Origin of the sequence: Methylorubrum subtropicum, assembly GCF_038442325.1 — a bacterium.
Taxonomy (GTDB): Bacteria; Pseudomonadota; Alphaproteobacteria; order Rhizobiales; family Beijerinckiaceae; genus Methylobacterium; species Methylobacterium subtropicum.
In genome coordinates this window covers 62,742-88,304 of record NZ_JBBXMW010000004.1, presented here as the reverse complement: position 1 = coordinate 88,304, position 25,563 = coordinate 62,742, and the positions used below count along the sequence as shown (strand labels likewise).

The window sequence follows — 25,563 nt, the reverse complement described above, 5'->3', positions numbered from 1 at the left end:
CGCGCAAAGCTTTTCGCGAACCTCAACGATCTCGCGGAACTGCGATGCGCATCACCCTCGGGCACAAGCTCGCGGTCGTCGTCGGCCTGCTCGGCCTCGTTGCCGTCGGCATCTCGGCCTTCGCGCTGCGCCAATCCGAGCAGGCGCGCCAGCGCGCTGCCGCGACCGAGGCGGTGTGGGACGCAGCCCTCCAGGCCCGCACGCTGGCCCACGCGATCGAGCACGCGGTGGTGCGGGCGACGGCCCTCTACTCCGCGGGCGATACGGGTGAGGCCCAGACCCACCTCGCGGCGTTGCAGGAGGCGCTCTCCGAGGTCGAGCAGGCCCGCGGACCGTTCCTCGCCGCGACCGAAGGGCAGCTCAGCCCGGAGCGCAAGCGCCGCCTCGATCTCGCGGTCAAGGAGTTTCTGGCCTACCAGACCGAGACCGCGGAGATGGGCCTGACGCTCTCGCCCAAGGCCGCCCTGATCCAGGCGACCGACGAGGCGACGGTGAAGAATCGCGAGCGCATGGTCGCCGAGATCAACCGGGTCGGGCGCGAGGTGCTCGCCCGTCTCGGCGTGCAGCGCCAGCATGCGGCCGAGGCCGAGCGGCAGGCGACGCTGACGCTGGTCGGCGCGCCCGCGCTGGCGCTGGTGATCGGGCTGGCCGCCGCCTTCTGGATCATCGCCACGCAGGTCCGGCGCCCCCTCGACCGCCTGCGGGCGACGATGCGCGACCTCGCCGCCGCCCGCCTCGACCTGTCCGTTCCCTTTACGACCCGCAGCGACGAGGTCGGCGAGATGGCCCGGGCGATCGAGGCGTTCCGCGCCGACCTGATCGAGAAGCGGGCGCTCGCGGCGGATGCCGAGGCGCGGGGCGCCGGGGACGCGGCCCGCGCGCGCCGCCTCGCCGCGGCGACGCAGGATTTCGAGGCCGAGACCGGCCGCACGGTGGCCGACCTCGCGGGCTTCGCCGCGACGATGCAGGGCGCCGCCGACGCCCTCTCGGAGGCCGCCGGCAACACCACCGCGCAGGCGGCCCGGGTCGCGGCGGCCTCGAACCAGTCGGCGGGCCTCGTCCACGGCGTCGCCAGCGCGGCGGAGGAATTGTCGAGTTCCGCCCGCATCATCGAGGAGCGGGTGCGCCACACCAGCGAGATCGCCACGCTCGCCATGACGGACACGCAGCGGCTCGAGAGCGTGGTGGCGTCGCTGTCGCGGGCGGCGGGCGAGATCGATCTCGTCGTCACGCTGATCCGCAGCGTGGCCGAGCAGACCAACCTGCTCGCCCTCAACGCCACCATCGAGGCGGCGCGGGCGGGGGCCGCGGGCCGCGGCTTCGCGGTGGTGGCCGCCGAGGTGAAGGCGCTGGCCGGCCAGACCGCGGCGGCGACCGACCGGATCACCGGGCAGGTCGCCGCGATCCAGTCGGCGGCCGACGGCACCGTCGCGGCGATCGGCTCCATCGGCCGCACCATCGCGCAGATGAACGAGATCGCCGCCGACGTCGCGGTGGCGGCCGAGCAGCAGGGGCAGGCGAGCCAGGAGATCGCCGGCGCCATCGCCCGGGCGGCGACCGACGTGCGCACCGTCTCCGAGAGCATCGGCGAGGTGCAGGAGGCGGCGGCCTCCGGCGAGGCGCTGGCCGATCAGGTCCGCGGCAGCGCGCTTCGGGTGAATGCCGGCTCGCACGATCTCCGCAGCGCGATCGAGACCTTCCTGAGCCGCGTCCACGCCGCCTGAGACGGCGCCTACGGGTCGAGCCGCTTCAGCGCCGCCTCGTGCAGGCGCGGGCTGCCCGCGGCCACGATCCGCCCGCCGCCGGTGGCCGGGCCGCCGTCCCAGGCGGTGACGACGCCGCCCGCGCCTTCGACGATCGGGATCAGCGCGACGATGTCGTAGGGCTTCAGGCCCGCTTCCACCACGAGGTCGATCTGGCCCGCCGCGAGCATGCAATAGGCGTAGCAATCCGCCCCATAGCGCGACATCTTCACCGCGCCCTCGACCGCGCGGTAGCGCTCGCCCTCCTCGCCCTCCGCGAACAGGCGCGGATCGGTGGTGGCGAGGATCGCGCTCGACAGCGCGTCGCAGCGGCGAGTGTGGAGCGGGCGCTCGCCCTTGGGGCTGCGCACGGTGGCAGACTTGCCGTCGCCGAGGAAGCGCTCTTGCAGGTAGGGCTGGTGCATCAGCCCGCGCACCGCCGCGCCGTGGTGCGTCAGGCCGATCAGCGTGCCCCAGGTCGGCAGGCCGGCAATGAAGGCGCGGGTGCCGTCGATGGGGTCGAGCACCCAGACGCATTCGGCATCGGTCCGCTCGGCGCCGAACTCCTCGCCCAGGATGCCGTGGCCGGGAAACCGGTCCTGGATCATCCGCCGCATCACCACTTCCGCGGCGCGGTCGGCCTCGGTGACGGGGTCGAAGGCGTGGCCGGTGCCGTGGGACTTGTCGTCCAGGCCGAAATGCGCCCGGAAGAACGGCAGGATCGCCGCTCCGGACTGGATGGCGAGGTCTTCCATGAACCGGGCGAGATCGACGACGCTCATCGAAGGGACGGCCTCCTGCTGCCGCCTCAACGAAGCCGCCGCGAGGCCGCCGCGTCAACCCGGTCCGCCCTCGAATCGAAGCGCGTCGTTAGCCCGACCCGTGATCGTGAAGGACGCTTTGCCCGGGCGGATCAGCCTGCGCCGACGGCAACTCCGACCTGAAGCAACGTCGCGCGAGGCCAGTCGAAATATCGAACCTTCGAACGCGTTTTGCCAGCAAAATTATTTAAAAGATAAATTTCGGAATAGTCTCTGCAGCGAATGTCATTTGATATATTTCAATATTTAACATAGAATTGTGATTACGATTTCATTTATGCTCCAAGTCAGTATGCGTCGATGGCGATTCCGTCGCCGAAACATTTCCGTTGCCACTCCACAGCAATCGTTTAATTTTTTATTGCACGCGCGCAGCGGCCGCCCTATGGTTCCCGACATGCTTTGCTAAAACGGGTACTGTCGAATACTCGTACGTGAAGTAATAAATCATAAAATAAATGGCAGCGGGGTCAATATGCGCGTATTTCTGTCGATTGCTTTGGCATGTCTCGTGTCGGCCTGCGATACGCCCAGTGCGAAAGTCACCCAATTGCAGTTCGGGACTTCGACGACATTGGCAACGACCGGCAATTTGAGGCTGGTGACGGAGCGGCCCCGTCCGGGCCCCGGCGGATCTCTTTTGCCCATCGTCTGCACCGAGCCGAGCCCGGATTATGCGGTGGAGTTCGGTCGCACCGGTAAGGCGGAGGCGGACGTCTCCATCGAGAAAAAGGGAACGGGTAAGCTCTCCGGCGACTTCACGCAGACCGAGAAGGTGACACAACTCGCGGGCCGGAGTTCCGCGGTTCTGGCGCTGCGCGACGGTCTCTACGCGGCCTGTCAAGCTTACGCCAACGGCGTCATCGGGCACGATGCCTACTCGATGATCTTGAGCCAGTACGGGACGCTGCTGGTCGCCCTGGTCGCCAAACCCGACGGCGCCCTCGACGCGACGGCGCAGAAGCGGGCCACCTTCTCGGCGATGATGGTCGCTTGTATCAGCCAGCATGACCAGAGCCGAATCCCCCTAACCGACAACCAATTGCTGACGCCGACCTTCTGTCGCCAGGTTCTGACAAGAGGTCTGCGCTTCTCGACATCGCCGAGCTTATGACGAGGCGACAGAGCATTACCGCACGGCGTCGGAGCGGAGTGTTAAAGCCCAGCGAGTAATAAATGCGTCCAATAATTTTTTGACGAAACTTCAGCTGCGAGGAATTAGCGATGTTGGTGAGGATATTGCTGCAAATTTGGGATTTTTTGACTCGCTGGACGAAGGTTATATGGGTCTGTCGCGTCAGTGCAACGAGTGCATTTTTGGCTTTGATGCTATTTTTACTTGCAGAGCCCGCGCGCGATCTCTTTCTTGAACGGGAATCGTACAATCTTTACTCGTCTGTATATTTTGGTCTGGTGCTCGGATGGGCGATCATCGTTCACTATGTCGCTCGCAAAGCGCTCGAGCAGCAGGCCTGGGCGATTCGTGATGGGGCTTGGCCACCACATGATCGCGACCTGCGTTCGGCTCGCGACCGCTATCGGCTCGCAGCAGCTTGGGTTCCACGCCTTTTGGGACTCCTTTGTATTGTATCGGTATTGTACGGGGTCGTCCAAGCTGCCATCGATATCCGGCCGATCGAAGACGTACTCGGTTTGAAGACTCCGTTCCGCCTACTTGGGTACGCAGCTGTCGTGCTCCTGTCCTACGGCGGCTACATCGTTCTGCGACGCGCCTTCGTTGACTCAAATACCCGTTACCAAAGCTGGCCGACCTATCTAAGCGAATTCGTTTGGGGCCGAGATCAAGACCTGCTTATTGAAAGCGAGCCGTTCTGGTTCTTTCGCCGTGCTCCGGCGTTGGGTGCAAAAACCTCGGCACATCGTAAGCCCGGCGCTTTGGACGCCGCATCGATCCTGCTCATGATCGCACTTGTCGGCATCTGGATCGCTTTGCTGGTTTGGCCGGATTGGATCGAGTGGCTGGCTCCGCGGGCCGTCTTCGTCGTGTTCGTGCTGAGTCTTCCGGTCGTCCTGCTCGGCTTCCTGTCGATGCTCTCGCACCGCTATCGTTTCCCGTTCATCGCAGCTCCCATCCTCGGCTTCGCCATCCTCACCGGAGGTCTGTCGGCAACGTTCCACGATCTGCGTCCGCTCACCGGTGCCTCAGCCGACCGAGTCTCCCGCAGCCAACTGGCCGACGCCGTGAGACGATGGAAAAAAGGCAATTGCGGCACCTCACAAGGCGAATGCACGGCGCAACCCATCATCATCGCGAGCGCTGGAGGTGCGAGTCGTGCGGCGTTCTTCAGCGCGTCTGTTGTTGGCGCGATGCTCGATGACGACCGGATCGATCTGCGACATCGTCTATTTGCAATCTCCGGCGTCTCCGGTGGGGCTGTTGGAGCGGCCGCCATCCGAGCCGCCCTCGACGATTCGGGTGGGGGCAAGGCGGCTCCCTGCATGCATGTGCAACCGTCGTGGTTTAAATCTTCCGAACGATCCAAGGGGCCATATACTTGGAAGGAGTGCCTCCAAATCCTCACGTCGGGCGACTTCCTGTCGCGACCCTTCGTCGGCCTCGTATTCCGCGACCTGTTCGGCTTTCCGCTCCACCATCTTAAGATGAAGGATCGTGCCGTCCTTCTGGAGGAAGCGATCGAAGAGCACTACGAGGCCGTCGTACCGTCGGATTCGAAGACGGGGGATGTCGGCTTGAGGCGTGCGCTCGGCGATTTCACAGGGGCGCAAGACCGGTGGACGCCCCTGCTCCTCCTCAATACGACATCTGCACGAGACGGGCGCCGGTCCATCGTCTCCGATCTCCTCCCGTTCCAATGTAACGGACAAAGCGAGAAGCGCCTGTTCCGCGCGGCCGTGGACCTGTTCGAGACTTACGACCAGCCAGATCGCCGGCCAAATAGATGCTCGGACGAAAAAACCGCGCCCGATGCGGTTCCACCCCAGCAGGCGTTCCGCCTCTCGACGAGTGCTGTCGTCAGCGCCCGCTTCCCCATCATCTCGCCTCAGGCCGGCATCCGGCGTCCCTGCTCTCCGGAAGAGGCAAAATGCGGGGGCGGCGGCCTCACATCGTCGGGAGCGACACCCCCAAAAACGGGAAGTCTGGTCGATATGCTTGTGGATGGCGGCTACTTCGAGAACGAAGGTTTGACGACGGCCCGCGAACTCGCCCAAGCCATCTCCGAGTTGGGCGGCGATTTGGAGGGCCTTAAGCCGGTCATCGTTCATATAACGAATACGCCGATTTCCGAAACGGGCGAGGGGCAAGGCGTCCCGAGCCGGGATAAGCTCTTGGAGTCTTGGCACGCAACCTTCACGGCTCCCTTCGGCGCACTTGTGGGGACGAGGGATGGTCACGCGGCCGAGGCCTTCAACGCGACCTCGGATGCGCTGGACAAAGGCCGCGACGCCAAGAAGGAGCCGAGCCGGCTGATATCGTTCCGCGTCTACGACAAGGCCACTTCACACGACGATAAGACAACTTGTTCTCTCCTGCCGATCGAGCGATCGGCAGGCGCAGAGAAGCCTGCGGATCGTATCAAGTCTCTGTCCATGAGTTGGTGGTTATCCGGTGCGGTGCAATCCTACCTCGACAACCAGCTCTGTCATTCGAAGAACATCGAGCGCTTCGAGGAATTGATCAAGGCAGCCAACTCGCCCTGATCACACCGCCTCCGGCAACGCCTGACGCGGCGGGACCGCGGCCCCTCGGCGCACGGGCTCCACCACGGTTCCGCCGCTGCGGGCGAGCGTCAGCACGGTCTCGACGAGGTCGCGCAGGGAGGTGACGTGGTCGTCGGCGCCGAGCTTGGCCCGCATCGTCTCGTCGGACAGTATCGGCTCGTCGAGGCGCCACAGGCCGGCCACCAGCGGCACGGCGTCGAGCTTGCGCCGCAGGCGACCGACGAGGCGGCTCAGATGGGCCGGCTCGCCCGAGAGCGCCAGCGAGATCACGCAGACGGCCTGCGGCGTGCCGGGGTCCCAGGCGTCGAGGCGCACGCGGGCCACTTCGGCGAACGGCACCTGCCGCGTGCCGAAGCCGCGCTTGCGCAGCAACTGGTCGGCGATGGCCGTCGCCGCCCCGTCGAGGAAGCCGCGGCCCGCCACGAGCAGCACCGCTCCCTCCCGGCGCCATGCGTCGGGCAGGTCGTCCGGGGACGGATCGGGGATCGGCTCGGACGAGCAGGCGATGTCGCCCTCCGTCGGCGGGATCAGCTTGGATGTCTTGCTTCGCTCCGGCAGACCGTCCTCGCGCGCCTCCAGATCCTCGACCAGCGCCGTGATCGAGGTGCGGATGTCGGCCTTCTGGTCCGGGGTCAGCACGCCGCGCGCCGCGTCGCGGGCGGCGAGTTCGAGGCCTTTGAGCACCACGTCGTCGTAATAGGCCGAGAGCGAGCATTCCTGCAGGATCATCTCCGCATGCTCCTGCGCCTCCTCGGGATCGTCGGCGAGCATGCGCTGATAGAAGTTCTCGACCGGGGTCAGGGCCGGGCGGTTGCTGAACAGCACGTCCAAAAATTCGAGCCGGTCGACGTGGCGCCCGAGCACGACGAGGCAGACGGTGAGCGGCGTCGAGAGCAGCAGGCCGACGGGCCCCCACAGCCAGGTCCAGAACAGGGCCGAGATCAGCACCGAGAACGGCGAGAGCCCGGTCGAGTGGCCGTAGACCAGCGGCTCGATCACGTGGCCGACCAGCGGCTCGATCACCGCGAACAGGATCAGGGTCGCCAGCATCATGCCCCAGCCGGGATCGACCGCGGCGGCGAGCGCCAGCGGCAGGATCGCCGAGAGGACGGCGCCGATATACGGCACGAACCGCATCATCGCGGAGAAGATCGCCCACAGCACGGGGTTGGGCACGCCGATGATCCACAGCCCGAGGCCGATCACGACGCCGAAGGCGGTGTTGAGGGCGAGCTGGCCGAGGAAGTAGCGCGACAGCCGCCGCGCCGCGTCGTCCATCGCCACCGTGGTGCGATGGAGGTCGCTGGAGCCGGCGAGCCGGATCAGCCGGTCGCGCAGGTCCTCCCGCTGCATCAGCACGAACAGCAGCACGACGACGACGATGCCCGCGGTGGCGAGCGGCTGCATCACGGGGGAGAGGACGGTCGTGGCGAGTTCGAGCGGGCTCGGGCGGCGCTCCTCCACCTGCACGATGATGGGCTTGGGCGGCTCCGCCTTGGGCGGATTGGCTTTGGAGGAATTTTCGGGCTTGGCCGGCTCGGGCTTCTTCTCTTCCTCGCCGCCCTGGTGGATCGCCCGGTTCATGTTGGCGATGTAATCCATCGTCCGGCCGAGCGAGCCCTCGCGCAGACCCTGCACCTTGCGCTCGATCGTGTGCTGGTAGCGCGGCACGTCCTGCACGAGGTCGGCGACCTGCACGCCGATGACGGCGGAGAGCCCACCGATGATCCCGGAGGCGAACAGCACGGCCGCCAGCACCGCGGCGAAGCGGGGAAGCCGCAACCGCCGCAGCAGGTTCACCAGCGGCCCGAGCACGAAGGACAGCAGCACCGCGATGGCGATGGGGATCAGCACCTCGCGGCCGAGATATAAGCCCGCGACGATGATCGCGAACACCACCATGGAGGAGGCGAGCGGAGCGCCCGGCGTCTCGGCGGCGGCGATCCGGGTGGGCCGGGGCGGGACGACGAAGCCGTCGCCGGAGGTGAATCTTTTCATATCGGCCCGGATGTCCCGACGCTGCCACGCACGGCCACGTCCCATGGGGCGCCGCCGCTCAAGAAACCGTGAGCGAGGCCGTTTCGATCCCTCGGGCCATGCCGCAATGCGGCATGGCCCGTCACGGCTCCGCGAATGGCTTCAGGATGAAACCCGCCGCTTCGAGTTCGGTGCGCACCGCCCGCGCCATCGTGAGCGCCGCCGGGTTGTCGCCGTGGACGCAGACCGTATCGATCGCCACCGGGATTCTTCGGTTGTCCGCCGTGAACACGGCGCCCTCGGACACCATGCGGACGACCCTATCCGCTGCCCCCCCGGCATCGTGGATGACGGCCCCCGGCATGGAGCGCGGCATGAGCGTGCCATCTCCGGAATAACCCCGGTCGGCGTAGACCTCGCGCATCAGCCGCAGGCCGGCGCGCTCGCCCGCCCGCTCGGCGGGCAGGCCCGGCATCACCATGAGGACGAGATCGCGGTCGACGCCCGCGACCGCGCGGGCCAGCGCGTCGGCGACGGCGTCGTCCTCGTTCGAAAGGTTGGCGAGCGCCCCGTGCGCCTTCACGTGGGTGACGCGGGCGCCGGCCAGCGCCGCGCAGGCCTGAAGCGCACCGATCTGATAGGCGATGTCGCGCTCAATGCGCTGCGGACTTTCCTGAATGCGCAGCCGGCCGAACCCGCGCAGATCGTGAAAACCCGGATGGGCCCCGATGGCGACGCCCCGCGCCTTCGCGACGGCGGCGGTCTCGACCATGATGTCGGGATCGCCCGCGTGAAAGCCGCAGGCGACGTTGGCCGAGGTGACGATGTCGAGGAGAGCGGCGTCGTCGCCCATGCGCCAGGGCCCGAAGCCCTCGCCGAGATCGGCGTTGAGGTCGATGCGGGCGCTCACGCGGCCGGACCGGGATAGGGCGAAGGGCGAGACATGCCCTTCAGAAGGCCGGAGCCGGGCGGGGTTTTCAAGCCCCGCCCGGTCATTCGTCAGGCGGCGGCGACGGTGGCCTTCACGATCCGGTCGGGATCGCGCACGGGCTCGCCGCGCTTGATCGTGTCGACCACGTCCATGCCCTCGATCACCTTGCCCCACACCGTGTACTGGCGGTCGAGGAAGCGGGCGTCCGAGAAGCAGATGAAGAACTGCGAGTTGGCCGAGTGCGGGAAGTTGGTGCGGGCCATCGAGCAGGTGCCGCGCACGTGCGGCTCGGCGTTGAACTCGGCGTTCAGGTCCGGCAGCTCCGAGCCGCCCGAACCGGTGCCGGTCGGGTCGCCGGTCTGGGCCATGAATCCGTCGATGACGCGGTGGAACGGCACGCCATCGTAGAAGCCCTGGCCCGCCAGCGTCTTGATGCGCTCGACATGGTTCGGGGCGAGGTCGGGGCGCAGCGCGATGACGACGCGGCCCTTAGTCGTCTCGAGGACGATCGTCTCGTTGGTGTCGGCCATTGTCAGATTCCCTGTCCTCTGGGTCCGTCGTAGATGAAGCGCAGCGCCAGGGGGCGCCCCGCGATGGCACCGCCCAAGGCCGGCGTGAGCCGGACCGGCGTGCAGCGGGCGATCGCGTCGAGCGTCGCCCGGATCAGGATGTCCCGAGCCCGTTCGTCGCCCGGCGTCTTCGAGAAGGTGATCCGCGGCGTGCCGATCACCGAGCCGTCCCGGCGCAGCGCGAGGCGCGCCGTGATCTCGGTGCGCTCGAACTTGGCCAGCCCCTCGGGCGCCTCCCAGCAGGCGGCGAGCGCCGGAAACAGCTCCTTGAGGGTATCGACCGGGCCCGGCCCGGTCTCGCCCGCCAGCAGCGGGACCCGCAGCGTGCCTCTCAGGGTTTGCGGCAGCGAGCGCCAGGGTTCAAGCGACCCGAGCGCATTGGCCCCGCCCGGCAGAAGCAGGGCGAGGGCCAGCAAGGCGGCCCGAGGGGCCGGGGCCCTTATGGCGTGCCTCCGCGACGCGTCATTTCGCCAGCGTCATCTTCACGATCTTGTCCGGGTCCTGCACCGAACCGTTGTTCGACTTGGAGCCCTTCTTGATCTTGTCGACCACGTCCATGCCCGACGTCACGACGCCGACGACGGTGTAGTTGTTGTTGAGGAAGTCCGCGTCGCCCAGGCAGATGAAGAACTGGGAGTTGGCCGAGTTCGGATCGCCCGAGCGGGCCATGCCGACGGTGCCGCGCTTGAACGGGGCCGAGGAGAACTCCGCCGGGATGTTCGGCAGCGACGAGCCGCCGGTGCCGTTGCCCTTCGGATCGCCGGTCTGGACCATGAAGCCGTCGATGACGCGGTGGAACTTCAGGCCGTCGTAGAAGCCTTGGCTAATCAGCGTCTTAAGCTGCTTGACGTGCTTCGGCGCGATCTCGGGCCGCAGCTCGATCGTGATCTTCCCGTCCTTGGTCTCGAGGTTGACGGTGTTCTCGCCCGCGAGCGCGGGGGCGGCGAAGGCGAGAGTCGCGCTGAGGGCGAGGCCGAGGACGGCGTGGCGGCGGTTCATGCGGGGCTGGGCTCCGTTGGGTTTCAAGCTTTGGCAAAGCGCGCCGAGAGCCGCGCGGCGACGGCCGGCGGCACGAAAGGGGTGACGTCGCCGCCCATGGCGGCGATCTGGCGGACCAGCGTCGCGGTGATCGGCCGCACGCCGGTGGAGGCCGGCAGGAACACGGTCTGGACCTCGGGCGCCATGGCGCCGTTCATGCCGGCGAGCTGCATCTCGTAATCGAGGTCGGTGCCGTCGCGCAGGCCGCGGATGAACAGGCCGGCGCCGCAGCGGCGCGCCGCCGAGACCGCGAGGTCGTCGAAGGTGACGACCTCCAACTCCGTGCCTTCGGCGGCGGCCAGCGGCCCGCAGGTCTCGCGCAGCAGGTCGGCGCGCTCGTCCGCAGAGAACAAAGGCGCCTTGCCCGGATGCACGCCGATGGCCAGCACCAGCCGCGGCACGAGGCGACAGGCTTGGCGGACCACGTCGAGGTGGCCGTTGGTGACCGGATCGAACGATCCGGCGTAGAGCGCGGTGCGGGTCGTCACGGGAAAGGGGCCTAGAGCATTTTGGCCGCGAACGGAACCGCCGGGTGACGGGTGCCTCAGACCGAGACCGGCAGCGCCGCCTGCTCGCCGACGCCGAACACCCGCTTGTAGCGGGCGACTTCCGCCTCCGGCCCCTGCGCCTTGCTCGGGTTGTCCGAGAGCTTCACGGTCGGGCGCCCCTCGGCCGAGATCACCTTGCACACCACCGAGATCGGATCGAGCCGCCCGTCCGGCACCAGCCCGCGGAAATCGTTGGTGAGCCGGGTGCCCCAGCCGTAGCCGATCCGCATCCGGCCGTGGAAATGGGCGTGGATGCGCTCGATGTCCTCGATGTCGAGGCCGTCGGAAAAAATCGCGAGCTTTTCGCGCGGGTCGCAGCCTCGGGCGCGCCAGAAGGCCAGGGCCTCCTCGCCGCCCTCGATCGGGTCCTTCGAATCGATGCGGATGCCGGTCCAGGCGGTGAGCCAGTCGGGGGCGTTGTCCAGGAATCCGGAGGTGCCGTAGGTGTCGGGCAGGATCACCAGCAGGTTGCCCTCGTAATCCTGCTGCCAGTCGGCCAGCACCGCGTAGGGCGCGGCGGCCAGGGCCGCGTCGTCGTCGCCGGCCAGCGCCGCGTAGACCATCGGCAATTCGTGGGCGTTGGTGCCGACCGCCTCGACTTCGCGGCGCTGAGCGATCAGGCAGTTCGAGGTGCCGAGGAAGTTTTTTGGGTCCAACCCCTCGTTCATCGCCTGCACGCACCAGTCCTGCCACAGGAAGCCGTGGCGCCGCCGCGTGCCGAAATCCGCGATGGAGAGATCGGGCAGGCGCTTCAGCCGCTCGATCTTCTCCCACACGCGGGTCATGGCGCGGGCGTAGAGTACCTGCAGCTCGAATTTGCCCATATCCCGCAGCACCGCGCGCGAGCGCAGCTCGTTGAGGATCGCGAGTGCCGGCACCTCCCACAGCGTGGTCTCGACCCAGGGGCCGTGGAAGGTCAGCGCCACCTGCCCGTCGCGGGCTTCCAACTCGTAATCGGGCAGCCGAAACCCCTCGAACCACGCCATGAAGTCCGAGGAGAGGATCTGGCGCTTGCCGTAGAAGGTGTTGCCGCGCAGCCATGTCGATTCGCCCCGGCTGAGGCGGAGCGTGCGGGCGTGGTCGAGCTGTTCGCGCAGTTCCCCGAGATCGATCTCGTCGCCGACGCGCACCCGCACCGAGCGGTTCTGGATGGCGAAGCTCGCCCGCACGTCGCGGTGACGGCGGAAGATCATCTGCACCATCAGCAGCTTGTAGAAATCCGTGTCGAGCAGCGAGCGGACGATCGGATCGATGCGGAAGTTGTGGTTGTAGACCCGTGTCGCGAGGTCGGGCATGGGCCTTGGGCGCTTCCTCTCTGAGAGCAGGGCAACCTTGACCGGAATCGATTGGCCAATCAACGACGCGGGGGAACACTCTGCTCCATCAAGGCAACCATACGCCGGGAGTTCTTGGCTATCTCGGTGATTGCAAGGATGGCTCCCATCGCCACGGAGGTTGTGATGAAGGCAGCCATTGCAGCCAGCATGCCCAAAACGACGTTGCCGTTCGGGCCGAAAGCGCCGCCAAGAAAACAGAGCACCGTCGCGAGAACGATCAGGGCCAAGCACAGAAAATCAAGAAGATCGACGACGAAGCGGCGCATAGGTTGTTTCAAACCCAGTTTGGAGGCTCTAATGGAGCCGTTCCAACAGCAACGCTAGATTTTAAGGTGCTCGCTCGCAACGCAAAAAGCACCCCCACCAGCGGGGTGGGAGTGCTTGTCCAAAACTTTCAGACTGCCGGAGTGCTTACGCGAGGTTGACCTTCTTGGTCTCGGTCTTCGGGCTCTCGCCGGTCAGCGTGGCCTTCACGTAGCCGTAGAGATGGACCATCGTCGAGGACGGGCTGTCCCAGTACTCGCCCTGCTCCGGGTGGATGCGGATCAGGCCGACCTCGGGGTCGTTCTTGCCGTTGGGGAACCACGTCTTGAGGCTTTCCTGCCACTTCTCGTCGATCAGCGCCTGATCGCGGATCACCTCGGCCTTGCCGGCGATCGAGACGTAGGTCTGGCTCGACGGATCGGAATAGGCGAGGTTCACCTGGTTGTCGCGGCTGATCTCGGCGGTCTTGGGCGAATGCAGCTTGGTGAAGAACCAGATGTCGCCGTTCTCGTCGATGTCGTTGTTCCACATCGGACGGCTGTTGAGCGTGCCGGCCTGATCGGCGGTGGTCAGCATCGCGACCTTGATGTCCTTGGTCAGCTCGAAGAGCTTCTTCGCGCCCTCGTGGTCGCGATGGTTGCCCTGGTGCATGGGGGGCCTTCTCCAACTCAGACAATTGCGTGCGCATCAGGACGGCGCGCGCTTCGCGCGATCCCGGCGAGATTGCCTCGACAACGAGCGAGGCCGGGGTTGGTTCAGGGGCGCCCTGCGCGGATGTGGCCTGCGGCGGCGCGGAAATCGTCTTCGGACTGGTGTTTCCGGCAAGCGCGGTTAGATGGACAAGAGTTCAAAGAACCGCTCGACGGAGCTTCCCCTTGGCCATCACCCGCGACGACGTGCTCAGCGCGCTCTCGACCGTCACGCTCGCGAGCGGCGGCCCCACGCTGCCCGGCTCCGGCCGCCTGTCGCAGGTGGTGATCGATGCGGGCAACCGCGTGATGTTCTCGATCTCGGTCGATCCGAGCGAGGCCGAGCGGTTCGAGCCGATCCGTCGCGAGGCGGAGGGGCGGGTGCTGGCGCTGCCCGGCGTGTCGAGCGTGCTGGCGAGCCTCACCTCCGAGCGGCCCAACGCCCCCGGCCCCGGCGCGCCGCGCCAGCCGGGCGCCGCCCCGGTGCCGCCGCGCCAGGGCAACTCCCTTCCGGGCGTGCGCCACATCGTGGCGGTGGCCTCGGGCAAAGGCGGCGTCGGCAAATCCACCACCGCCTGCAACCTCGCCCTCGCCCTGCGGGCACAGGGGCTCAAGGTCGGCCTGCTGGACGCCGACATCTACGGCCCCTCGGTGCCGAAGCTCCTCGGTTTGTCAGGCAAGCCGCGGGTGATCGAGGGCCGGGTGCTGGAGCCGATGGAGGCCTACGGCCTGAAGGCGATGTCGATCGGGTTCCTGATCGAGCCGGAATCGGCGATGATCTGGCGCGGGCCGATGGTGCAGTCGGCCATCACGCAGATGCTGCGCGACGTCGCCTGGGGCGATCTCGACGTGCTCGTCGTCGACATGCCGCCCGGCACCGGCGACGCGCAGCTCACCATGGCCCAGGCGACGCCGCTGTCGGGCGCCGTGATCGTCTCGACGCCGCAGGATCTCGCGCTCATCGACGCGCGGCGCGGCGTGACGATGTTCCGCAAGGTCTCGGTGCCGATCCTCGGCGTGATCGAGAACATGGCGACGTTCATCTGCCCGCATTGCGGCACGGCCTCGGCCATCTTCGGCCATGGCGGCGCCCGCCACGAGGCCGAGCGGCTGGAGGTGCCGTTCCTCGGCGAGATCCCGCTCACCATGGCGATCCGCGAGACCTCGGATGCCGGCCGCCCCGTGGTCGCGACCGATCCGGACGGGCCGCAAGCCAAGGTCTATCGGGGCATCGCCGAGAAGCTGTGGGGCAACCTCACCGGCGCGCCCGTCGGCCGGGCGGCGCCCAAGATCGTCATCGAGTGAGTCCGGTTCTCGGCCTGATCCTGGCCGGCGGCCTGTCGCGGCGTATGGGCGGCGGCGACAAGCCGCTCAAGGTTCTGGCCGGCCGCACCCTGCTGGAGCGCGTCGCCGAGCGGCTCGGACCGCAATGCGGGGGCCGGCTGGCGCTCAGCGCCAACGGCGACCCGGAGCGGTTCCGCACCGTGTTCTCGGGTTCGATCCTGCCCGACACGGTACCGGACAATCCCGGCCCGCTCGCCGGCCTCCTGGCCGGGCTCGAAGCCGCCGCGGAAATGGGCGTGACCCACGTTGCCAGCGTACCGGGCGACGCGCCGTTCCTGCCCACCGATTACGTGGCGCGCCTGACTGCCGCCGGAACGAGCCCGATCGCGCTCGCGGCCTCGGGCGAGCGGCGCCACTTCACTTCTGCGCTCTGGCCGGTGGCTTTGCGCGACGACCTGCGGGCGTGGCTGACGGCCGGCGAGCGCCGCGTCGGCGGCTTCATCGAGCGCCACGGGGCGGATGTGGTGTCCTGGCCGGTGGAGCCGGTCGATCCGTTCCTGAACCTCAACGCGCCGGAGGATCTGGCGGCGGCGGAGGTTCTTTTGACGCGGGCGCAGTGATCCACCCGCAAAACGGGGATCGCGGGCGCTCCGCTGTTGTGTGAAAGCCCCGCATTTCATATTTAAGTAACTGAAACGACGGCCTTTGGTCGCGTGTGGCCTATCCTATCCATTCCCCTCATCCTGAAGTGCCGCGAAGCGGCCCCGAAGGAGCGCTCCAGGGATCGCAGCGACATCTGGAGCCCTCCTTCGAGGCCTCCGCTGCGCTCCGGCACCTCAGGATGAGGGTGTGAAGGGGATGAGGGTGGGTTGCGGGATGATCGTCCCGGTCATCTCATCCGCCCGCCGGTGACGAGCCGCGGGCGCATCGACGAGAACTGAGAGAGCGACGTTGGCAGACGACAACGATCCGACCGGCACGGGCGCGCCGCCGCCGGCCACCGACATCAAGCCCGTTTCCATCACCGACGAGATGCGCCGGTCCTATCTCGATTACGCCATGAGCGTGATCGTGAGCCGGGCGCTGCCGGACGCGCGCGACGGCCTGAAGCCGGTGCATCGGCGCATCCTCTACTCGGCCTTCGAGTCGGGGCACCTGCCGGAGCGCAAATACGTCAAGTCGGCCCGCATCGTCGGCGACGTGATCGGTCTCTACCACCCGCACGGCGACCAATCGATCTACGACGCGCTGGTGCGCATGGCGCAGGACTTTTCCATGCGCCTCATGCTCATCGACGGGCAGGGCAATTTCGGCTCGGTCGACGGCGATCCGCCGGCGGCCATGCGCTACACCGAGTCGAGGCTCGCCAAGCCCGCGATCTCTCTGCTCACCGACATCGACAAGAACACCGTCGACTTCCAGTCGAACTATGACGATTCCCGCGAGGAGCCGACGGTCCTCCCGGCGCGCTTCCCGAACCTCTTGGTCAACGGCGCGGGCGGCATCGCGGTCGGCATGGCGACCAACATCCCGCCGCACAATCTCGGCGAACTCGTCGATGCCTGCATCGCGCTGATGGACGATCCGGCCCTCACCATCGAGGGCCTCAACGAGATCGTGCCGGGCCCCGATTTCCCCACCGGCGGCCTGATCCTCGGCCGGTCCGGCACGCGGCAGGCCTACACCACGGGCCGCGGCTCGATCATCATGCGGGCGCGCTCGCATACGGAGGAACTGCGCAAGGAGCGCGAGGCGCTGATCTTCACCGAGATCCCGTATCAGGTGAACAAGGCGACGCTCATCGAAAAAATCGCCGAGCTGGTGAAGGAGAAGCGGTTAGAGGGCATCTCCGACCTTCGCGACGAATCCGACCGCGACGGCATGCGCATCGTGGTGGAACTCAAGCGCGACGCCATCGCCGACGTCGTGCTGAACCAGCTCTACCGCTACACCCCGCTCCAGACCTCGTTCGGTGCCAACATGGTGGCGCTGAACGGCGGGCGCCCCGAACTCATGAACCTGAAGGACCTGCTCCAGGCCTTCAACGACTTCCGCGAAGAGGTCGTCTCCCGGCGCACCAAGTTCCTGCTCAACAAGGCGCGCGAGCGCGCCCACGTGTTGTGCGGTCTGGCCATCGCGGTCGCCAACATCGACGAGGTGATCCGCCTGATCCGCACCTCGCCGGACCCGAACACGGCGCGCGAGGCCCTGATGGCCCGCGACTGGCCTGCCCACGACATCGCCCCGCTGATCGCGCTCGTGGACGACCCGCGCCATCGCGTGGCGGATGACGGCACCTACCGCCTGTCCGAGACCCAGGCCCGCGCCATCCTCGATCTTCGCCTCCAGCGCCTGACGGCTCTGGGCCGCGACGAGATCGGCGACGAACTGAAGAAGCTGGCCGACGAGATCGCCGACTATCTCGACATCCTGCGCTCCCGCGCCCGCATCCAGGCCATCGTCAAGGGCGAGCTGGCGGAGGTCCGCGAGCTGTTCGCGACGCCACGCAAGACCGAGATCGTCGATTCGGATTCGAGCGTCGAGGACGAGGACCTGATCGCCCGCGAGGACATGGTCGTGACCGTGTCCCACGCCGGCTACGTCAAGCGCGTGCCACTCTCGACCTACCGGGCGCAGAAGCGCGGCGGCAAGGGCCGGTCCGGCATGGCGACCCGCGACGAGGATTTCGTCACCCGCCTGTTCGTTGCGAGCACGCACACCCCGGTCTTGTTCTTCTCCGACCAGGGGCAGGCCTACAAGGAGAAGGTCTGGCGCCTGCCCATCGCCGCGCCGAATGCCCGCGGCAAGGCGCTCGTCAACATCCTGCACCTGCAGAACCAAGGCGAGCGCATCTCGACCATCATGCCGCTGCCCGAGGACGAATCGTCCTGGGACAGCCTCGACGTGATGTTCGCCACCGCCTCCGGCAACGTGCGCCGCAACAAGCTGTCGGACTTCACGACCGTGAACCGCAACGGCAAGATCGCGATGAAGCTCGATCCGGGCGACCACATCGTCCATGTCGAGATCTGCCGGCCCGAGCAGAACGTGCTGCTGACCACCGCGCTCGGTCAGTGCATCCGCTTCCCCGTCGAGGACGTGCGCGTGTTCAAGGGCCGCGATTCCACCGGCGTGCGCGGCATCAACCTCGCCAAGGACGACAAGGTCATCTCGATGGCGATCCTCAACCACGTCGAGGCGTCGCCCGAGGAGCGCGTGGCCTTCCTCAAGATGCAGCGTGCCGTGATCGGCGATACCTCACCCGAGGGCAGCGATGCCGATGCCGAGGAAGCTGGGACCGAGGCCGCCGCCCTGTCGCAGGAGCGCTACGCCGCGTTGGGGGGGGCCCAACAATTCGTCCTCACCCTGTCGGAGAACGGCTTCGGCAAGCGATCCTCGGCCTACGAGTACCGAACCTCGGGCCGCGGCGGAAAGGGCATCACGGCGATGCGGGTCAACGCCCGCAACGGCAACCTCGTCGCCTCCTTCCCCGTGGAGGCCTCGGACCAGATCATGCTGGTGACCAATGCCGGCCAGCTCATCCGCGTGCCGGTGGACGACATCCGCATCGTCGGCCGCGCCTCGCAGGGCGTGACGGTGTTCAACACCGACAAGGCCGAGCGCGTGGTCTCGGTCGAGCACATCGAGGGCGAGGACGAGGGCGGCGAGGACGCGGCCGCAGGGGTGGCGTCGGACTGATCGCATCGGGACCAGCTGGTTCCCCCCTCTCCCCGCTCAAAGTCGGGCCTGCCCGACTTTGGTTCCTGCTTGCAGATCCTGGGTAAGCCCAGGATCTGTCGGGGGAGAGGCCTGTAGGGACCTCGTCGTCTCTACAGGAAGCGAAGCGGCGGTGAGGGGGCCTCGACGGAAGAGATTCCTCCGGAACCGCCCCCTCACCTTCGGCTGCCGCCTCGCCGCGACGACGACGGGGTCGTCGCGGCCCTCTCCCCGCATGGCGGGGTGAGGGGATGCGCGTCACTCCGAAGCGATCGACCTGAAGCGTTTCAGGACTCGCGCAGGCCCGCGGCCTCTTCCAGCCATGTCAGGATCTCCGGCGCGCGCCAGGGTTTCGGCATGAAGGTCGCGGTGACGCGCAGGTCGCTCGGCTGGTCGCCCGCGTCGCCCGAGGTCAGCAGCATGCGGATGCGCGGCCACGTCACGCCGATGATGCGGGCGAGTTCGAACCCCCCGATCGTGCCCGGGGTGCGGACATCGGAAAACACCACGTCGATCCGGTCGCCGCGCTGGCGCAGGATCTCGAGGGCGCGCTCGGCCGTCTCGGCCTCGATCACCTCGAAACCCTTCTCCTCGAGGAGTTCGGCCGCGAGGTAGCGCTCGTCGGGCTCATCCTCGACGACGAGAATGACGGGCTTGCGGCCCGTGGGTCGTGCGTCACTCATGGCCCTGGCACAGTTGCGAGCCCGAACCGGGGAATGCGGGCGTCAGGCCCGCGTGAGACGATAAACCCCGATCACGTCTCTGGCACTGAGACACGATAGGTCGGCGCGCGCAAAGGTCTGTCGTTCGACGGCAACAGCGGCCGGATTTGTTGCATGGGTACACGGCCCGCATGCGCTTTTGGCGGGTGCCTGCGTCGATTGCCCGCGCCGCGCGCAGGGCTTCGGGCGAGTCGCGGGGCCGCGCTGAAGGTCAAGCCTGCGCACGGAATAAAATCCGCATTTTCAACAGGGAGGACGGAGCTTGAGCGGTTGACCGGATGCGGCTCCGGCGTGTTCACTCTTTGTTCTAATCCCGATCTCGCAACCCAGTCCGGTCCATGCCCCCTGCCCTCTTGCCCGACTTGAAGGTTGCCGCGGCCCGGCAGGACATGACGCGGGTCCCCTCTCCCTTGCGGGGAGGGGTCAGGGGTGGGGGTCAGGCAGAAGGCACCGCTCTGGTTCCTCCTGAACCACCCCCACCTCCTCCCTCCTCCCCGCAAGGGGGAGGAGAGACGCCCAATCCTTTTCGCTTGTGGGGGCCTCAACACGGTGGTCCTGCTTCAACGAGCCAGAGACCGATCCGCCCTCCCCCGGCAAAGACCAAAAACATCCTGGCCGAGCTGCGCCGGCTCGCCGAGCCGACGCCCCGCACGGACCGCGCGGTGCTGCCGTTCGGAGCCCCTGGCCTCGATCAGGCCCTGCCCGGCGGCGGGCTGGCGCTCGGCGCTCTGCACCAGATCCACGAGGGCGGGCCGCGGGGGCGCTACGCGGCGTCGGCCGTGCTGTTCGCGGGCGGCATCCTGGCCCGGATCGACGGGCCGGTGCTGTGGTGCCTGCACAGCCGCGACCTGTTCGCCCCGGCGCTCGCCCGCGTCGGGCTCCATCCCGACCGGGTGGTCTATTGCGAGACGTGGCGCGACGCCGAGGTGCTGCCCGCGATGGAAGAAGGCCTGCGCCATCGCGGGCTGGCCGGCGTCGTCGGCGAGCTGACCCGCATGGCGCTGACGCCCTCGCGCCGGCTCCAACTCGCGGCCGAAGGCTCGGGCGTGACCGCTTTGGTGCTGCACCGGGTCTGCGCGGGCGAGGCGGTCGAGCCGGAATCGACGGCCGCCCGCACCCGCTGGCGGGTCAGCCCGGCCCCGTCCGACACGGACACGAATCGTCATCTCGGCCGCCCCCGCTGGCGGCTCGACCTGCAGCGCTGCCGCGGCGGGGCGCCGGGCTCGTGGATCGTGGAGGCCTGCGATGCGCAGGGTCGTCTCGCTGTGCCTGCCGTCCTGGCCGACCGACCGGCTGCGCCGGAGCGCGCCCTCCGCCGTGCCGCCCTTCGGTGAGCCGCTGGCGACCGTGCGCCAGGACGGCCCCCGCCGGGTGCTGGCCGGGATCGACGCTGCCGCCCGGCGCGCCGGCCTGCGCCCCGGCATGGCGGCGGCCCAAGCCATGGCGATGGTGCCGGGCCTGCATCTCGTCCCCGCCGAGCCCGACGCCGACGCGGCGGCGCTCGCGCGGCTCGGGCTCTGGTGCCTGCGCTACGCCCCCCTCGTCGCCCTCGATTCCCCCGACGGCCTGCTGATCGACATCGCGGGCGCCGCCCATCTCATGGGTGGCGAGGTGGCGCTGATCGCCGACCTTTTCGCGCGGCTGGAGCGCACCGGCCTGTCCGCACGCATCGCGCTCGCCGACACCCCCGGCGGCGCCTGGGCGCTCGCCCGGTTCGGGCCGGGCGGGATCGTGCCGCCGGGCGGGCTGGCCACCGCCCTGGCGCCGCTGCCGGTCGCGGCCCTGCGCCTGTCGCCGGAGATCGTCGCGGCGCTCCGCGAGGTCGGCATCGAGCGGGTCGGCGGCCTGATGAGCGCGCCCCGCGCCCCCTTGCGCCGCCGCTTCGGCCCCGAGCCGCTGCTGCGGCTCGACCGGGCGCTCGGCGCCGAGCCCGAACCGCTCGCCTTCCTCACCGCCCCCGACGTGCCGCAGGCCGCCGCGCGCTTCGCCGAGCCGATCGGGAGCCCGGAGGTGCTGAAAAACGTCGTCGCCGACCTCTGCGCCCGGCTGGTGCCCGATCTGGAGCGGGCCGGGCTCGGGGCGCGCCGGCTCGACCTCGTGTTCCGCCGGGTCGATCGCCTCGATCAGGCGATCCGCGTCGGCACCGCGCGGGGCAGCCGCGACGCCGCTCATCTCGCCCGCCTCCTCACGGAGCGCCTGCCGCGGATCGATCCCGGTTTCGGCATCGAGGAGATGACTCTGACCGCCTCCCGCACCGAGCCCCTGGCCGAGCGCCAGCTCTCGGGCGCGGTCCTCGGGCAGGGCCCGGCCATCGCCGACCTCGCCGCGCTCATCGACACCCTGCGGATGCGTCTCGGGCCGGAGCGGGTCTACCGGCTCGCTCCCGTCGAGAGCGACCTGCCCGAGTGCGCCGTGCGCCGCGTCGCCCCGCTCAGCGCCCCCTCTGGCGCGCTCTGGCCCGCCGACCTGCCGCGCCCGGCCCGCCTCCTCGACGCCCCCGAGCCCGTCACGGCGATGGCCGAGATTCCCGACGCGCCGCCGCTGTTCTTCGTCTGGCGCGGCGCCCGCCACCGCATCGCCCGCGCCGACGGGCCGGAGCGAATCTTAAGCGAATGGTGGGTCGCCGACGACGAGGCCGATCGGGTCCGCGACTATTACCGGGTCGAGACGGAAGGCGGCGAGCGCTTCTGGCTATTTCGCGATGGGCCGATGGAGGCCGAGGGCCGCTGGTGGCTGCATGGGCTCGGCGAGGCGTGAGTTTTTTTGGGTTTTTCGCCGTCGGGCCTGGTGGCAATGGGGCGGCATCCCGGTCGGGCTGTCGGACGAAGCTTGAGCACGGGTCCCCTCCCCCTTGTGGGGAGGGGTTCGGGGTGGGGGTGGTGCCGGATGGGGCTCGGCGATCCATCCTGAGCCACCCCCACCTCCTACCTCCTCCCCACAAGGGGGAGGAGAAGCGCTTCGTCCTGTTCGCTGAGAACCGCTTTTACGGAAGCCACCGCCCCCAGCGGGGCGCCCGGTGAGCATCCCCGAACTCCATGTCACCACCCACTTCTCCTTCCTGCGCGGCGCGTCGAGCCCGGAGGAGCTGTTCGCCGCGGCCAGCCTGCTCGGCATCCCGGCGTTGGGCGTGACCGACCACGGCTCGCTCGCCGGGATGGTGCGGGCGCATCAGGCGGCGAAGGTCACGGGGGTGCGCCTCGTCGTCGGCTGCCGGCTCGATCTGAAGGATGCGGCCCCGCTCCTCGTCTATCCCACCGACCGGGCGGCCTATGGCCGGCTGTGCCGGCTGCTCAGCCTCGGCAAGGCGCGGGGCGGCAAGGGACGCTGCGTGCTGACGTGGCGGGACGTCGAGGCGTGGCAGGAGGGGTTTTTTGCCATTTTGCTGGCGGAGCATACCGATCCGCGCCTCGGGGACGAACTGGCCCGCTTGAAAACCCTGTTCGGCGCCCGCGCCTCCTGCGCCCTCACCCGCCGCTTCCGGCCCGACGACGCCGCGCGGCTCGACACCCTGGCCGAGGCCGCCCGGCGGGCGCGGGTGCCCCTCGTCGCCACCGGCGACATCCTCTACCACGCCCGCCAGCGGCGCCGGTTGCAGGACGTGGCGACCTGCATTCGGCTGGGCGTCACCATCGAGCGGGCGGGCTTCCTCAAGGAGCGCCACGCCGACCGCTTCCTGAAAGCCCCGGAGGAGACCGCGCGCCTGTTCGCCCGCTTCCCCGAGGCGCTGGCGCGTGCAGGCGAGATCGCGCAGGCCTGCCGCTTCTCGCTCGACGACCTCGCCTACGAATACCCCGCCGAATCCGGCGCGGACGGCCGGAGCGCGCGGGAGCGGCTCGAACTCCTGACCTGGGCCGGGGCCGAGCGGCGCTATCCGGACGGCGTGCCGGAGGCGGTAGCGCGCCAACTCGTCCACGAACTCGGCCTGATCGCCCGGCTCGGCTACGCCCCCTACTTCCTCACCGTCCACGCCATCGTGGCCTACGCCGAATCGCAAAAGATCCTGTGCCAGGGGCGCGGCTCGGCGGCCAATTCCGCGGTCTGCTACTGCCTGGGCATCACCGCCATCGACCCCGTGCAGGGCAGCCTGCTGTTCGAGCGCTTCGTCTCCGACGCCCGGCGCGAGCCGCCCGACATCGACGTCGATTTCGAGCACGAGCGGCGCGAGCAGGTGATCCAGTGGATCTTCGACACCTACGGCCGCCACCGCGCCGCGCTCACCGCCGTCGTCAGCCGCTACCGCGCCCGCGGGGCGTTGCGCGAGGTCGGCAAGGTGCTGGGGCTGCCGGAAGAAGTGACCGGCGCGCTCAACCGGCTGACTTGGCCCTGGGGCGGCGAGGGCGCGGGCGAGCGGGAGCTGAAGGCGCTCGGCCTCGACGCCTCCGACCGGCGCCTGCGCCTCACCCTGGAGATCGCCCGCGAGCTGATCGGCACGCCGCGCCACCTGTCGCAGCATCCCGGCGGCTTCGTGCTGACTCTCGACCGCCTCGACGAACTGGTGCCGGTCGAGCCCGCCGCGATGGAGAACCGTCAGGTCATCGAGTGGGACAAGGACGACATCGACGCCCTCAAGTTCATGAAGGTCGACGTGCTCGGCCTCGGCATGCTCGGCTGCCTGCGCCGGGCCTTCGGCCTCCTGAAGGACGCCAAGGGGGAAACCCTCGACCTCGCCGCGATCCCGCAGGACGATCCCGCCACCTTCGCGATGATCCGGCGGGCCGACACGGTCGGCGTCTTTCAGATCGAGAGCCGCGCGCAGATGGCGATGCTGCCGCGGATGAAGCCGAAGAAGTTCTACGACCTCGTGATCGAGGTGGCCCTGGTGCGCCCCGGCCCGATCCAGGGCGACATGGTTCACCCTTATCTCCGCCGCCGTGAGGGGCACGAAAAGGTCACCTATCCGACGCCCGAGCTGAAAAGAGTCCTCGAAAAGACGCTCGGCGTGCCGCTGTTCCAGGAGCAGGCGATGCAGGTCGCCATGGTCGGCGCCGGCTTCACCGCGGCGGAGGCCGACGAACTGCGCCGCTCCATGGCGACCTTCAAGATGACGGGGGGCGTCCACCGCTTCCAGGGGCGGCTGATCGAGGGGATGGTCGCCAACGGCTACGCCCGCGACTTCGCCGAGCGCACCTTCCGCCAGCTCGAAGGCTTCGGCTCCTACGGTTTCCCGGAGAGCCACGCGGCCTCCTTCGCCCTGCTCGCCTACGCCTCGTCCTACCTGAAGTGCCACCACCCGGACGTTTTTTGCGCCGCCCTGCTGAACGCGCAGCCGATGGGTTTCTACGCCCCCGCCCAGATCGTGCGCGACGCCCGCGAACACGGCGTCCCGATCCATCCCATCGACGTGAATTTTTCGCAGTGGGACTGCACCCTGGAGCGGGTCGAGGATGGGCTTTTTGCGGTGCGGCTGGGCCTGCGCCTCGTCGGCGGCTTCCCTGAGCGCGACGGGTCGCGTCTGGTCGCGGCGCGGGAATCGCAGAAATTCTTGACGCTCGCCGCGTTGTCGGAGCGCACCGGCCTGCCCACCGCCTCGCTCGCCTGCCTCGTGCGGGCCGACGCGTTCCGCTCGCTCGGCCTGAACCGGCGGGAGGCCGCCTGGGCGGTGCGCGCTCTGGTGCCGGCCGCGCTGCCGCTCTTCGCCGCCGCGGCCCGAAACGATTCGGAGCAAGGGGGCTCGGCCGAGCCCGCCATCGCCGAGCCGCCGGTCGTCCTGCCGCCGCTGAGCGCGGGCGGCGAAGTGGTGGCCGATTACCGCGCCAAGGGCCTCAGCCTGCGGGCTCATCCGCTGAGCTTCCTGCGCGACACGCTGACGGATTTGGGCGCCCGGCCCTGCGCCCGGTTGGCCGAGGCCCGCGACGGGACGCGGCTCACGGTCTGCGGCCTCGTGCTGATGCGCCAGCGGCCGGGCTCGGCCAAGGGCACGATGTTCCTGACGTTGGAGGACGAGACCGGCATCGCCAACCTGATCGTGCGCCCCGACCTGTTCGAGCGCGCCCGCCGCACCGTGCTCGCTGCCCGGCTGATGGCCTGCCGCGGCCGGGTGCAGCGGGTCGGCGTGGTCGTCCACCTCATCGCCGCCGATCTGTTCGACCGCTCCGATCTCTTGGGCCGCATCGAGCAGGAAGGCGCTTCGGAGCCGGCACGAGGCACACGCCTGCCGGTGCGGTCGCGCAACTTCCGCTGACGATTCGGGTTGTTGCCGACGCGCAACAGGCAACATTTTGC

General features: G+C 68.6%; 20 protein-coding genes. 9 read left to right on the top strand and 11 right to left on the bottom strand.

Going from position 1 to position 25,563, the window contains the following annotated elements:
* Nucleotides 1-44: 44 nt before the first annotated feature.
* Nucleotides 45-1,724 (top strand): methyl-accepting chemotaxis protein, encoded by a 1,680-nt coding sequence (locus tag AAHG03_RS07340; RefSeq protein WP_342149858.1) that lies wholly within the window; start codon nucleotides 45-47, stop codon nucleotides 1,722-1,724.
* 8 nt (nucleotides 1,725-1,732) lie between these two features.
* Here the strand turns inward: AAHG03_RS07340 and hisN are convergent, their stop codons facing one another.
* Nucleotides 1,733-2,524, bottom strand: a complete 792-nt coding sequence (gene hisN, locus AAHG03_RS07335; protein WP_342149857.1) for a histidinol-phosphatase — start codon at nucleotides 2,522-2,524, stop codon at nucleotides 1,733-1,735.
* Between the two features lie 514 nt (nucleotides 2,525-3,038).
* Here hisN and AAHG03_RS07330 point away from each other — a divergent pair.
* Nucleotides 3,039-3,677: a hypothetical protein gene (locus tag AAHG03_RS07330; RefSeq protein WP_342149855.1), complete on the top strand. Its 639-nt coding sequence runs from the start codon at nucleotides 3,039-3,041 to the stop codon at nucleotides 3,675-3,677.
* Nucleotides 3,678-3,787: 110 nt separating this feature from the next.
* Nucleotides 3,788-6,244: an APC family permease gene (locus AAHG03_RS07325; protein WP_342149854.1), complete on the top strand. Its 2,457-nt coding sequence runs from the start codon at nucleotides 3,788-3,790 to the stop codon at nucleotides 6,242-6,244.
* On the opposite strand, the gene AAHG03_RS07320 is transcribed toward AAHG03_RS07325, so the two are convergent.
* The 9 genes from AAHG03_RS07320 to AAHG03_RS07280 form a co-directional block, all read right to left on the bottom strand.
* Nucleotides 6,245-8,263, bottom strand: a complete 2,019-nt coding sequence (locus AAHG03_RS07320; RefSeq protein WP_342149852.1) for an AI-2E family transporter — start codon at nucleotides 8,261-8,263, stop codon at nucleotides 6,245-6,247.
* Nucleotides 8,264-8,384: 121 nt separating this feature from the next.
* Nucleotides 8,385-9,152, bottom strand: coding sequence for a LamB/YcsF family protein (locus AAHG03_RS07315; protein WP_342149851.1), 768 nt, complete (start codon nucleotides 9,150-9,152; stop codon nucleotides 8,385-8,387).
* An 89-nt stretch (nucleotides 9,153-9,241) separates the two neighbouring features.
* Nucleotides 9,242-9,703 carry a peptidylprolyl isomerase gene (locus AAHG03_RS07310; RefSeq protein ID WP_342149849.1) on the bottom strand — a complete coding sequence of 154 codons (462 nt, stop codon included), beginning with the start codon at nucleotides 9,701-9,703 and terminating at the stop codon, nucleotides 9,242-9,244.
* Nucleotides 9,704-9,705: 2 nt separating this feature from the next.
* The gene (locus AAHG03_RS07305; RefSeq protein WP_342150281.1) at nucleotides 9,706-10,137 is read right to left on the bottom strand and encodes a hypothetical protein; all 432 of its coding nucleotides are present in this window, start codon (nucleotides 10,135-10,137) and stop codon (nucleotides 9,706-9,708) included.
* A 67-nt stretch (nucleotides 10,138-10,204) separates the two neighbouring features.
* On the bottom strand, nucleotides 10,205-10,741 hold the full coding sequence (locus tag AAHG03_RS07300; RefSeq protein WP_342149848.1) for a peptidylprolyl isomerase: 537 nt from the start codon (nucleotides 10,739-10,741) through the stop codon (nucleotides 10,205-10,207).
* A 23-nt stretch (nucleotides 10,742-10,764) separates the two neighbouring features.
* Nucleotides 10,765-11,268, bottom strand: coding sequence for a pantetheine-phosphate adenylyltransferase (gene coaD / locus AAHG03_RS07295; RefSeq protein ID WP_342149847.1), 504 nt, complete (start codon nucleotides 11,266-11,268; stop codon nucleotides 10,765-10,767).
* A 56-nt stretch (nucleotides 11,269-11,324) separates the two neighbouring features.
* Nucleotides 11,325-12,623, bottom strand: a complete 1,299-nt coding sequence (locus AAHG03_RS07290) for a nicotinate phosphoribosyltransferase (protein ID WP_342149846.1) — start codon at nucleotides 12,621-12,623, stop codon at nucleotides 11,325-11,327.
* A gap of 59 nt (nucleotides 12,624-12,682) precedes the next feature.
* On the bottom strand, nucleotides 12,683-12,931 hold the full coding sequence (locus tag AAHG03_RS07285; RefSeq protein WP_342149844.1) for a hypothetical protein: 249 nt from the start codon (nucleotides 12,929-12,931) through the stop codon (nucleotides 12,683-12,685).
* A gap of 145 nt (nucleotides 12,932-13,076) precedes the next feature.
* Nucleotides 13,077-13,580 carry a pyridoxamine 5'-phosphate oxidase family protein gene (locus tag AAHG03_RS07280; protein WP_342149841.1) on the bottom strand — a complete coding sequence of 168 codons (504 nt, stop codon included), beginning with the start codon at nucleotides 13,578-13,580 and terminating at the stop codon, nucleotides 13,077-13,079.
* A 224-nt stretch (nucleotides 13,581-13,804) separates the two neighbouring features.
* On the opposite strand from AAHG03_RS07280, the gene AAHG03_RS07275 reads away from it, so the two are divergent.
* The 3 genes from AAHG03_RS07275 (at nucleotide 13,805) to gyrA (ending at nucleotide 18,601) form a co-directional block, all read left to right on the top strand.
* A complete protein-coding gene (locus tag AAHG03_RS07275; RefSeq protein ID WP_342149839.1) occupies nucleotides 13,805-14,923 on the top strand; it encodes an Mrp/NBP35 family ATP-binding protein in 1,119 nt (372 codons plus the stop codon).
* Nucleotides 14,920-15,522 (top strand): molybdenum cofactor guanylyltransferase MobA, encoded by a 603-nt coding sequence (gene mobA, locus AAHG03_RS07270; protein WP_342149837.1) that lies wholly within the window; start codon nucleotides 14,920-14,922, stop codon nucleotides 15,520-15,522. The genes AAHG03_RS07275 and mobA overlap by 4 nt, the downstream gene beginning before the upstream one ends.
* 331 nt (nucleotides 15,523-15,853) lie before the next feature.
* Nucleotides 15,854-18,601: a DNA gyrase subunit A gene (gene gyrA / locus AAHG03_RS07265; protein ID WP_342149836.1), complete on the top strand. Its 2,748-nt coding sequence runs from the start codon at nucleotides 15,854-15,856 to the stop codon at nucleotides 18,599-18,601.
* Nucleotides 18,602-18,906: 305 nt separating this feature from the next.
* On the opposite strand, the gene AAHG03_RS07260 is transcribed toward gyrA, so the two are convergent.
* Nucleotides 18,907-19,302 carry a response regulator gene (locus AAHG03_RS07260; RefSeq protein WP_056242755.1) on the bottom strand — a complete coding sequence of 132 codons (396 nt, stop codon included), beginning with the start codon at nucleotides 19,300-19,302 and terminating at the stop codon, nucleotides 18,907-18,909.
* Nucleotides 19,303-19,949: 647 nt separating this feature from the next.
* Between AAHG03_RS07260 and AAHG03_RS07255 the strand changes: the two genes are divergently transcribed.
* The 3 genes from AAHG03_RS07255 to AAHG03_RS07245 all read left to right on the top strand — a co-directional run bounded on the left by AAHG03_RS07255 (nucleotide 19,950) and on the right by AAHG03_RS07245 (nucleotide 25,522).
* Nucleotides 19,950-20,675: an ImuA family protein gene (locus AAHG03_RS07255; RefSeq protein ID WP_342150280.1), complete on the top strand. Its 726-nt coding sequence runs from the start codon at nucleotides 19,950-19,952 to the stop codon at nucleotides 20,673-20,675.
* Nucleotides 20,587-22,098, top strand: a complete 1,512-nt coding sequence (locus AAHG03_RS07250) for a DUF6504 family protein (RefSeq protein ID WP_342149835.1) — start codon at nucleotides 20,587-20,589, stop codon at nucleotides 22,096-22,098. Before AAHG03_RS07255 ends, AAHG03_RS07250 begins: the two co-directional genes overlap by 89 nt.
* A gap of 259 nt (nucleotides 22,099-22,357) precedes the next feature.
* Entirely contained in the window at nucleotides 22,358-25,522 is a 3,165-nt protein-coding gene (locus AAHG03_RS07245; protein WP_342149833.1) for an error-prone DNA polymerase, read from the top strand.
* Nucleotides 25,523-25,563 lie beyond the last annotated feature (41 nt).

Coding starts and splice junctions, on each gene's coding strand:
- AAHG03_RS07340 (WP_342149858.1), top strand. CDS start 45: ATGCGCATCACCCTCGGGCACAAGCTCGCGGTCGTCGTCGGCCTGCTC.
- hisN (WP_342149857.1), bottom strand. CDS start 2,524: ATGAGCGTCGTCGATCTCGCCCGGTTCATGGAAGACCTCGCCATCCAG.
- AAHG03_RS07330 (WP_342149855.1), top strand. CDS start 3,039: ATGCGCGTATTTCTGTCGATTGCTTTGGCATGTCTCGTGTCGGCCTGC.
- AAHG03_RS07325 (WP_342149854.1), top strand. CDS start 3,788: ATGTTGGTGAGGATATTGCTGCAAATTTGGGATTTTTTGACTCGCTGG.
- AAHG03_RS07320 (WP_342149852.1), bottom strand. CDS start 8,263: ATGAAAAGATTCACCTCCGGCGACGGCTTCGTCGTCCCGCCCCGGCCC.
- AAHG03_RS07310 (WP_342149849.1), bottom strand. CDS start 9,703: ATGGCCGACACCAACGAGACGATCGTCCTCGAGACGACTAAGGGCCGC.
- AAHG03_RS07300 (WP_342149848.1), bottom strand. CDS start 10,741: ATGAACCGCCGCCACGCCGTCCTCGGCCTCGCCCTCAGCGCGACTCTC.
- AAHG03_RS07290 (WP_342149846.1), bottom strand. CDS start 12,623: ATGCCCGACCTCGCGACACGGGTCTACAACCACAACTTCCGCATCGAT.
- AAHG03_RS07285 (WP_342149844.1), bottom strand. CDS start 12,931: ATGCGCCGCTTCGTCGTCGATCTTCTTGATTTTCTGTGCTTGGCCCTG.
- AAHG03_RS07280 (WP_342149841.1), bottom strand. CDS start 13,580: ATGCACCAGGGCAACCATCGCGACCACGAGGGCGCGAAGAAGCTCTTC.
- AAHG03_RS07260 (WP_056242755.1), bottom strand. CDS start 19,302: ATGAGTGACGCACGACCCACGGGCCGCAAGCCCGTCATTCTCGTCGTC.
- AAHG03_RS07250 (WP_342149835.1), top strand. CDS start 20,587: ATGCGCAGGGTCGTCTCGCTGTGCCTGCCGTCCTGGCCGACCGACCGG.